The sequence below is a fragment of the Pseudomonas chlororaphis subsp. aurantiaca genome (assembly GCF_013466605.1).
In the GTDB taxonomy this organism is placed as follows: domain Bacteria; phylum Pseudomonadota; class Gammaproteobacteria; order Pseudomonadales; family Pseudomonadaceae; genus Aquipseudomonas; species Aquipseudomonas chlororaphis_I.
Genome location: NZ_CP059162.1, coordinates 4,621,685 through 4,633,636, shown reverse-complemented (window position 1 = coordinate 4,633,636; position 11,952 = coordinate 4,621,685). Strand labels below are relative to the sequence as shown.

Sequence of the window (11,952 nt, the reverse complement as noted above, 5' to 3'; positions counted from 1 at the left end):
CAATGCTTTCCAATGAAAATATCGATCTGGTGTCTCGCTTCGTTCGCCTGCCTCTGGAACAACGCAAGCTGTTTTACAAACGGCTGCAAAGCCGTGGCATGAGCTTCGCTCAGTTGCCGATTGCCCCGACCCGCATGGCGGTCGACCGCCTGCCGCTGTCCTATGCCCAGGAACGCCAGTGGTTCCTCTGGCAGCTGGAGCCGGACAGCGTCACCTATCACATACCCAGCGCCCTGCGCCTGAAAGGCCGGCTGGACCAGGCCGCGTTGCAGCGCAGTTTCGACGCCCTGGTGGCGCGCCATGAAAGCCTGCGCACCCGTTTGCAGGTGGACGCCGAGCGCACGCTGCAGGTGGTCGATGCCCAGGCCCGCGTCGAGATCGTGCGGGTTGAGGCCGAGGGCGCCGACGATGTGCGGCTCAAGACTCTGGTGGAAGCGGAAATCGCCCGGCCCTTCGACTTGCAGCGGGGCCCGCTGCTGCGGGTCAGGCTGCTGCGCCTGGCCGAGGACGAACATGTGCTGGTGCTGGTGCAGCACCATATCGTTTCCGATGGCTGGTCGATGCAGGTGATGGTGGCCGAGCTGGTGCAGTTGTACGCCGCCTATAGCCAAGGCCAGGACCTGCAATTGCCGGCGCTGCCGATCCAGTACGCCGACTACGCGCTGTGGCAACGCAGCTGGATGGAAGCGGGGGAGAAGGAGCGTCAGCTGGGTTACTGGTGCGCCCTGCTGGGGGGCGAGCAGCCGGTGCTGGAGCTGCCCCTGGACCACCCGCGCCCGGCGGTGCAGAGCCAGCGCGGCGCGCGTCTCGACCTGAAGCTGGAGGCGTCGCTGGCGGCGGGCCTCAAAGGCCTGGCGCAGCGCGAAGGCGTGACCCTGTTCATGCTCCTGCTGGCCTCGTTCCAGACCCTGCTGTACCGCTACAGCGGCCAGTCGGATATCCGCATCGGCGTGCCGATCGCCAACCGCAACCGGGTCGAGACCGAGCACCTGATCGGCTTCTTCGTCAACACCCAGGTGCTCAAGGCCGATCTCGACGGGCAGATGACGGTTGCCCAGCTGTTGCAACAGGTCAAGCAGCGCGCGTTGGAGGCCCAGGCCCACCAGGACCTGCCGTTCGAGCAACTGGTCGAGGCGCTGCAACCCGAGCGCAGCCTGAGCCACAACCCGCTGTTCCAGGTGATGTTCAACCACCAGGCCGACGCCCGTGGCGCCCGCGCCGAACAGCAGTTGCCCGGCCTGCGCGTGGAAGGCCTGGAGTGGGACAGCCACACCACCCACTTCGACCTGAGCCTGGACACCCAGGAGTCCGGCGACGACCTCTGGGCATCCCTGACCTACGCCACCGACCTGTTCGAGGCGGCCACCGTGGAGCGCCTGGCGCAGCATTGGCAAGGGCTGCTGCGCGGCATGCAGGGTAGTTCGCAGAAACTGATCGGCGAGCTGCCGCTGCTGAGCGCGGACGAACAGCGGCGTATGGTCCAGGAGTGGAATGCCGGCGCCACCGTCACGGCGCAAGGGCCTGTGCATCGACTATTCGAGGCGCAGGCCCGGCAGCGTCCCGATGCCGTGGCCCTGCTGCTGGACGAGCAGCGCATGAGCTATGCCGAACTGAACCGCCAGGCCAACCGCCTGGCGCATTACCTGATCGACCAGGGCGTCGGCCCGGAAGTGTTGGTGGGGGTCGCGGTCGAGCGTTCCTTCGCCATGGTGGTCAGCCTGCTGGCGGTGCTCAAGGCCGGCGGCGCCTATGTGCCGCTGGACCCGGAATATCCCCGCGAGCGCCTGGTACACATGCTCGAAGACAGCGCCGTGCGCCTGGTGCTGACCCAGTCCCACCTGCGCCAGCGCCTGCCCTTGCCGGCCGACCTGGCGGCCCTGGATATCGACCTGGCGGACGGGCAACTGGCGTCGTGCGCCGAGAGCGATCCGGGGCTGGCGGTCGACCCGCACAACCTGGCGTATGTGATCTACACCTCGGGTTCCACCGGCAAGCCCAAGGGCGTGGCCATCGATCACGCCGCCCTGAGCGAGTTCACCGGCATCGCCGCGTGTTATTCGCGGCTGTCCCAGGATGACCGCGTCCTGCAATTCGCCACCCTGAACTTCGACGGTTTCGTCGAGCAGCTGTACCCGGCCCTGACCCATGGCGCCAGCGTGGTCCTGCGCGGTCCCGAACTGTGGGACAGCGCCCGCCTGTACAGCGAAATCATCCGCCAGGGCATTACCCTGGCCGACTTGCCGACCGCCTACTGGAACCTGTTCCTGCTCGATTGCCTGGCGGCCGGCCCGCGCGCCTACGGGGCCTTGCGCCAGGTGCATATCGGCGGCGAAGCGATGCCCCTCGACGGTCCTGCCCAGTGGCGCCGGGCCGGCCTGGAGCAGGTGCGGTTGCTCAACACCTATGGCCCGACCGAGGCCACCGTGGTCTCCAGCGTGCTGGACTGCTCCGCGGCCGACCCGGTCATGGGCGCCACGGCCAGCCCGATCGGCCGCTCGTTGCCGGGGCGGGCCCTGTATGTGCTGGACCGCGACCTCAACCTGTTGCCGGTGGGAGCGGTGGGCGAACTCTATATCGGCAGCGCCAGCGGCCTGGCACGGGCCTACCTGCAGCGCCCGCTGCTGACGGCCGAGCGCTTCATGCCCGATCCGTTCGGCGCGGCGGGCGAGCGTCTGTACCGCACCGGCGACCTGGCGCGCTACCGCGCCGACGGGGTGATCGAGTACGTCGGCCGGGTCGACCATCAGGTGAAGATTCGTGGTTTCCGTATCGAGCTGGGGGAAATCGAAGCCTTGCTGCTGGCCCAGGCCGAGGTGCGCGAAGCCGTGCTGCTGGCCGCCGACAGCCAGCTGATCGGCTATGTGGTGGCCACCCGGCCGCTGACATCGCCAGAGCAGCAACAGGCCCTGGGCGAGCGGCTCAAGGCCGCGTTGCGCGAGCAATTGCCGGACTACATGGTGCCCGCGCACCTGCTGTTTCTGGAGCGCATGCCGCTCAACCCCAACGGCAAGCTGGACCGTCAGGCCCTGCCGCAACCGGACGCCAGCCAGGCGCAGCAGGCCTGGATCGCGCCGGTGAGCGCGCTGGAGCAACAGGTGGCGGCGATCTGGGCGGATATCCTGGGGGCCGAACGCATTGGCCTGACCGATCACTTTTTCGAGCTGGGCGGCCACTCCCTGCTGGCCATGCAGGTGGTCTCGCGCCTGCGCCATACCCTGGGGCTGGAAGTGCCGCTCAGGACCCTGTTCGAGCAGCCGCGCCTCGAAGGTTTCGTCCGCGCCTTGCCGGCCGGCGATGCCGAGGGCGCCCAGGCGCCGGCCATGCCGCCGGTCGAGCGCGGCCAGCCCCTGGTCTTGTCCTATGCCCAGGAGCGCCAGTGGTTCCTCTGGCAGCTGGAGCCGCAGAGCGCGGCCTACCATATCCCGAGTGCCCTGCGCCTGAAGGGCCGGCTGGACCAGGCCGCTCTGCACCGCAGCTTCGACACCCTGGTGGCGCGCCATGAAAGCCTGCGCACCCACCTGCAACAGGACGGCCAGCGCACGGTGCAGGTGATTCGCGCCGAGGCGTCTGTCGATATCGCTCTGGTCGATGCCGAGGGCGTCGATGAGGCCCAGCTGAAAACCCGGGTCGAAGCGGAAATCGCCCGGCCGTTCGATCTGGAGCGGGGCCCACTGTTGCGGGTCAAGCTGCTGCGCTTGAGCGAGGAGGAGCATGTGCTGGTGCTGGTGCAGCACCACATCGTCTCCGATGGCTGGTCGATGCAGATCATGGTCGACGAGCTGGTGCAGCTGTACGCGGCCTACAGCCAGGGTCAGGACCTGCAGTTGCCGGTCTTGCCGATCCAGTACGCGGACTACGCCGCATGGCAGCGCGGGTGGATGGAAGCCGGCGAAAGAGAACGCCAGCTGGACTACTGGATGGGCCAGCTGGGCGGCGAGCAGCCGGTGCTGGAATTGCCGTTCGACCATCAGCGCCCGGCGGTGCAAAGCCATCGCGGCGCGCGCCTGGGCATCGCCCTGGACCCGCTGCTGGCCACCCAGCTCAAGGCCATGGCCCAGCAGCAGGGCGTGACCCTGTTCATGCTGTTGCTGGCTTCGTTCCAGACCCTGTTGCACCGCTACAGCGGTCAGGAAGACATTCGCGTCGGCGTGCCGATCGCCAACCGCAACCGGGTCGAGACCGAGCGCCTGATCGGCTTCTTCGTCAACACCCAGGTGCTCAAGGCCGATATCGACGGGCAAATGACGGTTGCCCAGCTGCTGCAACAGGTCAAGCAGCGCGCGTTGGAGGCCCAGGCCCACCAGGACCTGCCGTTCGAGCAACTGGTGGAGGCGCTGCAACCCGAGCGCAGCCTGAGCCACAACCCGCTGTTCCAGGTGATGTTCAACCACCAGACCGACGCCCGTGGCGCTCGTGCCGAGCAACAGTTGCCCGGCCTGCGGGTCGAGGGCCTGGAGTGGGACAGCCGCACCGCGCATTTCGATCTGGACTTGGATATCCAGGAAGCCGAGGAGGGCATCTGGGCCTCCCTGGGTTATGCCCTGGACCTGTTCGAACCGGCCACGGTGGCACGCATGGCCCGGCACTGGCAGAACCTGTTGCAGGCCATGGTCGCCGATCCACGGCAGAGCATCGGCCAGTTGAACCTGCTCGACAGCGCCGAACGGCAGCAGATCCTGGCGTTGTGGGATCGCACGGACTCCGGCTTCCCGGCCAAGCGTCTGGTACATGAACTGGTGGCTGACCGCGCCCGGGAAAACCCGGAAGCGGTGGCAGTGATCTTTGGCGATCAGCAGTTGAGCTACGGCGAGCTGGAGCGTAGCGCCAACCGCCTGGCCCGGGCGCTGATGGCCCGTGGCGTCGGCCCGGAAGTGCGGGTGGCGATCGCCATGCCGCGCAGCGCGGAAATCATGGTGGCCTTCCTTGCGGTACTCAAAGCTGGCGGTGTGTATGTGCCGCTGGACGTGGAATACCCGCGTGATCGCCTGCTGTACATGATGCAGGACAGCCGCGCCAAGTTGCTGCTGACCCATACCGCGGTGTCGCAGCAGCTGCCAATCCCGGACGGGCTGGACAGCCTGGCGGTGGACCGCATCCAGGACTGGGCAGGGGAGGACGACAGTGCGCCGAACGTGGCGCTGGATGGCGACAACCTGGCCTACGTGATCTACACCTCCGGCTCCACCGGCCTGCCGAAAGGCGTGGCGGTCTCCCACGGTCCGCTGGTAGCGCACATCATCGCCACCGGCGAGCGGTATGAAATGACCCCGGCGGATTGCGAGCTGCACTTCATGTCCTTCGCTTTCGACGGTTCCCACGAAGGCTGGATGCACCCGCTGATCAACGGCGCCCGGGTGCTGATCCGCGATGACAGCCTGTGGCTGCCGGAACACACCTACGCACAGATGCATCGCCACGGTGTGACTGTGGGGGTGTTCCCGCCGGTGTACCTGCAACAACTGGCCGAACATGCCGAGCGCGACGGCAACCCACCGGCGGTGCGGGTGTACTGCTTTGGCGGCGACGCGGTGGCGCAATCCAGCTACGACCTGGCCTGGCGCGCCTTGCGCCCGACCTACCTGTTCAACGGCTACGGCCCGACCGAAACCGTGGTCACGCCGCTGCTGTGGAAGGCGCGCAAGGGCGATCCATGCGGCGCGGCCTATGCACCGATTGGCGAGCTATTGGGCAACCGCAGCGGCTACGTGTTGGACGCCCAGCTCAACCTGCAACCGATCGGCGTCGCCGGTGAGCTGTACCTCGGCGGCGAAGGCGTGGCCCGCGGTTACCTGGAGCGTCCGGCGCTGACCGCCGAGCGTTTTGTCCCGGATCCGTTTGGTGCCCCCGGCAGCCGTGTGTACCGCAGCGGCGACCTGACCCGTGGTCGTCCGGACGGTGTGGTGGATTACCTGGGTCGGGTCGACCATCAGGTGAAGATCCGCGGTTTCCGTATCGAGCTGGGCGAGATCGAAGCGCGCCTGCGCGAGCAGGACTCGGTGCGCGAAGCGGTGGTGGTGGCCCAGGCCGGGCCGAGCGGCAAGCAACTGGTGGGTTACATCGTCACCCTGGATCCGACAGTGGCCGCGGATGTTGCCGCCCAGGCGACGTGCCGCGAAGCCCTGCGTCGGGCGCTGAAGGCCCGCTTGCCGGACTACATGGTGCCGGCGCACCTGATGTTCCTGGAAAGCATGCCGCTGACCCCCAACGGCAAGCTGGACCGCAAGGGTTTGCCACTGCCGGACGCCAGCCTGTTGCAACAGGAGTACGTGGCGCCGCAGAGCGAATTGGAACAACAGATCGCCGCGATCTGGGCCGAAGTCCTGCGCCTGCCCCAGGTCGGCCTGAACGACAACTTCTTCGAACTGGGCGGCGACTCGATCATCTCGATCCAGGTGGTCAGCCGCGCCCGTCAGGCGGGCATTCGCTTCACGCCCAAGGACCTGTTCCAGCACCAGACCGTGCAGAGCCTGGCCGCAGTCGCACGCCAGGGGACCGAGGGGCTGTCGATCGATCAGGCCGCGCTGAGCGGCGAGCTGTTGCTGCTGCCGATCCAGCAGGCGTTCTTCGAGGACGAGATCGCCGAGCGTCATCACTGGAACCAGTCGGTGGTGCTGCAACCCCATGAGCGCCTGGACCCGGCGATCCTCACCCAGGCCCTGCAAGCACTGATCGTGCAGCACGACGCGCTGCGTTCGCAGTTCGTGGCCGATGCCTCCGGCTGGCACGCGGCCTATCGTCCGGCCGAGCAGCATCAGGCCGACCAGGTGCTGTGGCAGAGCGCGCTGCAAGGCGTCGAGGAGCTCGCCGCCCTCGGCGAAGAAGCCCAGCGCAGCCTGGACCTCGGCGCGGGCCCGCTGTTGCGCGCGGTCCTCGCCGAGCTGGCCGACGGTTCCCAGCGCTTGCTGCTGGTGATCCATCACCTGGTGGTGGACGGGGTGTCGTGGCGCATCCTGCTGGAGGACTTGCAGAGCGCCTATCGCCAGCTGGCCCGTGACACCGCCGTGGTGCTGCCGGCCAAGACCAGTTCGACCCGCGACTGGGCCCGGCACCTGCAGGGCTATGCCCAGGGCGCGGCCCAGGAACGCGAGCTGGCCTGGTGGCAGGAGCAATTGCAGGGGGGCCGGGCCGAGCTGCCGTGCGCCAACCCGGACGCCAGCCTGAGCAACCGCCATGCCCTGAGCGTGACCACCCACCTGGACCAGGCCTTCACCCGCAAGCTGTTGCAGGATGCGCCGGCGGCCTATCGCACCCAGATCAACGATCTGCTGCTGACCGCCCTGGCGCGGGTCATCGGGCGCTGGAGCGGCCACGAGTCGACCCTGATCCGCCTGGAGGGCCACGGTCGCGAAGAGCTGTTCGACGACATCGACCTGACGCGCACCGTGGGCTGGTTCACCAGTATCTATCCGGTGAAGCTGGTGCCGGCGCCGACCCTGGCCGACTCGCTCAAGGCGATCAAGGAGCAACTGCGGGCGATTCCCGACAAGGGCATCGGTTTCGGCGCCCTGCGTTACCTGGGCAGCCCGCGGATCCGCGAAGCGCTGGGCCGGCTGCCGCGGCCGCGGATCACCTTCAACTACCTCGGCCAGTTCGATGCCAGCTTCGAGGGCGGCGAGGCCGAAGGGCTGTTCGCGCCGTCCGGCGACTCCGCCGGCGCCGAGCAGAGCCCGGAGGCGGCGCTGGGCAACTGGCTGGAAATCAACGGTCAGGTGTACGGTGGCGAGCTGAACCTGAACTGGAGCTTCAGCCAGGCAATGTTCGACGAGGCGACTATCCAGCAACTGGCCGACGACTACGCCGAGGAACTCAAGGCGCTGATCGAGCATTGCTGCCAGAGCGAGAACCGTGGCGCCACGCCGTCGGACTTCCCGCTGGCCAGGCTGGGCCAGGAACAGCTTGATGGCTTGTTATTGCCGATCCAGCAGGTGGAGGACATTTATCCGTTGTCGCCGATGCAGCAGGGCATGCTGTTCCAGTCCCTGTACGGGCAGGGCTCGGGCGACTACATCAACCAGATGCGGGTCGATGTGCAGGGCCTGGACGTCGGGCGCTTCCAGGCGGCCTGGCAGGTGGCGCTGGAGCACCACGATATCCTGCGCAGCGCTTTCCTCTGGCAGGCGGAGCTGGAGCAGCCGCTGCAAGTGGTCTACAAGCAGCGGCAAGTGCCCCTGGTCGAACATGACTGGCAGCACCGCGCGGACCAGGCGCAAGCCCTCGACAACCTGGCCGAAGCGGCCAGGACCCAGGGCTTCGTCCTGGAACAGGCGCCCTTGCTGAGCCTGGTGGTGGTGCGCACCGGCGCCGACAGCCATCACCTGATCTACACCAACCATCACATCCTGATGGACGGCTGGAGCGGTTCGCAGCTGTTCGGCGAGGTGTTGCAACACTATGCCGGCGAGACCCTGCGCGCGCCTGTCGGGCGTTATCGCGACTACATCGCCTGGCTGCAGGCGCAGGACCGTTCGATCAGCGAAACCTTCTGGAAAGGCCAGTTGGCTGGCCTCGAGGAACCGACGCGGCTGGCCCGTGGCGTCGCCCAGGACGCGGCTGTCGCGCTGGTCAACGGCGCCCACCGCCTGAGCCTCGATCGCGACCAGACCGAGCGCCTCAAGGCGTTCGCCCAGGGCAACAAGGTCACCCTCAACACCCTGGTGCAAAGTGCCTGGCTATTGTTGCTGCAACGCCATACCGGCCAGCGCACCGTCGCCTTCGGCGCGACGGTGGCCGGGCGTCCGGCGGAATTGCAGGGGATCGAGCAACAGGTCGGCCTGTTCATCAACACCCTGCCGGTGGTGGCCACGCCAAGCCCGCAGATGTGGGTGGGCGAATGGCTGCAACAGCTGCAGGAGCAGAACCTGCGCCTGCGCGAGCAGGAACACACGCCGTTGTTCGAGATCCAGCGCTGGGCCGGGCTGGGTGGCGAAGCGCTGTTCGACAGCATCCTGGTGTTCGAGAACTACCCGGTGTCCGAGGCACTGGAGCAGGGCTCGCCAGCGGGCCTGCGTTTTGGCGCCATCGAGAGCCTGGAGCAGACCCACTATCCATTGACCGTGTTGCTGGCCATCGGCGAAACCCTGGTGCTGGAATTCAACTATGACCGCCAGGCCTTCGGCGCGCAGGACATCGAGCAACTGGCCGAGCACTTCCGGCAACTGCTGCTGGCCCTGGCCACGCCTGAGCCGCAGCGCCTCGCGGACCTGCCGTCGTTGCCGGTCGCGCAGCGCCAGCGGATGGTCCATGACTGGAACGCCACGGCCCGCGATTACCCGCTGCAACGGGGCGTGCACCAGCTGATCGAGGATCAGGTGCTGCGCAGCCCGGATGCGCCGGCGCTGGCCTTCGGCGAGCAACAGCTGAGTTATGCCCAGCTGAACCGCCGCGCCAACCGCCTGGCCCATCGCCTGATGGCCGCCGGTGTCGGTCCCGATGTGCTGGTGGGGCTGGCGCTGGAGCGTTCCATCGAGATGGTGGTCGGCTTGCTGGCGGTGCTCAAGGCCGGTGGCGCCTATGTGCCGCTGGACCCGGAATACCCGCGCGAACGCCTGGCCTATATGCTCGAAGACAGCGCGGTGAAGCTGCTGCTGACCCAGGATCACCTGCTGCAACGCCTGCCGATCCCGCACGACCTGGAGTGCCTGGTGCTGGATCAGGGGCAAGGCTGGCTCGAAGGCTACAGCGAGGACAATCCGCAGGTGGCGCTGGACGGGGAAAACCTCGCCTATGTGATCTACACCTCCGGCTCCACCGGGCAACCCAAGGGCGCGGGCAACCGTCATTCGGCACTGACCAACCGCCTGTGCTGGATGCAGGAGGCCTATGGCCTGGACGCGCACGACACGGTCTTGCAGAAGACCCCGTTCAGCTTCGACGTCTCGGTGTGGGAGTTCTTCTGGCCGCTGATGACCGGCTCGCGCCTGGTGGTGGCGGCGCCGGGGGATCACCGTGATCCGGAAAAGCTGGTGCGCCTGATCAACCGGCAGCAGGTCACGACCCTGCACTTCGTGCCTTCGATGCTGCAGGCGTTTCTTCAAGATCCGGCTGTAGCCTCCTGCCACAGCCTGCAACGGATTATCTGCAGCGGCGAAGCCTTGCCGGTGGATGCCCAGCAGCAGGTCTTCGCCAAGTTGCCGGCTGCCGGCCTGTACAACCTCTACGGCCCGACCGAGGCGGCGATCGACGTCACCCACTGGACCTGCGTCGACGAGGGGCGGGACGCGGTGCCAATAGGGGCACCGATCGCCAACCTGGGCTGCTATGTGCTGGACGGCAACCTCGAACCGGTGCCGGTGGGCGTGCTGGGCGAGCTGTACCTGGGCGGGGTCGGCCTGGCCCGTGGTTACCACCGGCGGCCGAGCCTGAGCGCCGAGCGTTTCGTGGCCCATCCGTTCGTCAGCGGCGAGCGCATGTACCGCACCGGCGACCTGGCCCGCTACCGCGCCGACGGGGTGATCGAATACGCCTGCCGTATCGACCATCAGGTCAAGCTGCGCGGTTTGCGCATCGAGTTGGGCGAGATCGAGGCCCGCCTGCTGGAACACGCCCTGGTGAGGGAGGCCGCGGTGCTGGCGGTAGAGGGCAAGCATCTGGTGGGCTACCTGGTGCTGCAGGAACACCCTGACGACTGGCGCGACACCCTGGCCGCGCACCTGGCGGCCCAGTTGCCGGACTACATGGTGCCGGCGCAATGGGTGGTGCTGGAGCAGATGCCCCTGAGCCCCAACGGCAAGCTGGACCGCAAGGCGCTGCCGAAACCCGACGCGCAGCAGGGCACGCAGGACTTCGAAGCGCCGCAAGGCGAGCTGGAGCAACAGCTCGCGGCGATCTGGAGCGAGGTGCTGGGCGTGGAGCGTGTCGGCCGGAGCGACAACTTCTTCGAACTGGGCGGCCACTCGCTGCTGGTGTTGATGCTCAAGGAACGGATTCGCAAGGCCAGCGGCATTGGCCTGTCGGTCAGCCAGCTGATGCTCAACCCGACCGTGCGCGGCCAGGCCAATTGCCTGCAAGGCAACGCGCGCAGCTCGTTGATCGTCAAGCTCAACAGCCAGATCCAGGGCACTCCGTTGTACCTGTTCCACCCCAGCTACGGCTCGGTGCATTGCTACAAGGCCATCGCCCTGGCGCTGCGCGAGCAGCGGCCGGTGATGGGCGTGATCTGCCGGGCCCTGGCCGAACAGGGGGGCGAAGTGCCGAGCTGGGAAGCCATGGTCGAGGACTACAGCAGGCAACTGCTGGACGCCCAGCCACAGGGCGCCTTCCGCCTGGCCGGATGGTCCCTGGGCGGCAACCTGGCGTTGGCAGTCGCCTATGCCCTGGAGCAGGCGGGGCGGCAGGTCGAGATGGTCGGCTGGATCGACTCCGCGCCGCCTGTCTGGCTCAAGCAGTACTGGGACGCGGCGGTGATCAGCGATGAGCGCGAGGTTTCGGCCAACGAACGGCGGGTGGCCTTGCTCGGGGTGATGTTCGGCGAATTCGCCGAGCCGATCCGCCAGTCCTGGCTGGACTGCCAGGCGGGGTCGGCGGACGAGGCCGAGCAATGGAGCCGTTTCTGCGCCTGGGCCGAACAGACCCTGGGCGACGCCTTCCGCGAGATCAAGGAAGAGTTGCTGCGAGGCAACGAGGCCGAGATCTCCTGGGAAGTCGACCGGACCCTGACCGAGCGTCTGGAACAGGCCGACTTCAAGCCGATCAAGGCGCCGATCAGTTGCTGGTGGGCGGGCCTGAGCCGGGCCGGCCAGCACAAGGAACTGATCGAGTCGAGCATGCGGCAGGTCATCGGCCAGTCCTGCGTGGCGCGTTCGGTGGTGATCGATACCGACCATGACCGGATCATCGACAACGCCGAGTTCGTGGAGAGCTTTGTCGCCGCCATGGAGTAAACGCCGCCAGGATAAAAAACGCCCCCGGTCGCTGTGGTGACCGGGGGCGTTTTTGTTTGTACGGCGGGGCAGC

Annotated in this window: 1 protein-coding gene; it reads left to right on the top strand. The window is 67.3% G+C overall.

All coding sequences use genetic code 11. The features are described 5' to 3' along the window. Positions 1–2 precede the first annotated feature (2 nt). Positions 3–11,879, top strand: a complete 11,877-nt coding sequence (locus H0I86_RS20835; RefSeq protein WP_180921994.1) for a non-ribosomal peptide synthase/polyketide synthase — start codon at positions 3–5, stop codon at positions 11,877–11,879. Positions 11,880–11,952 lie beyond the last annotated feature (73 nt).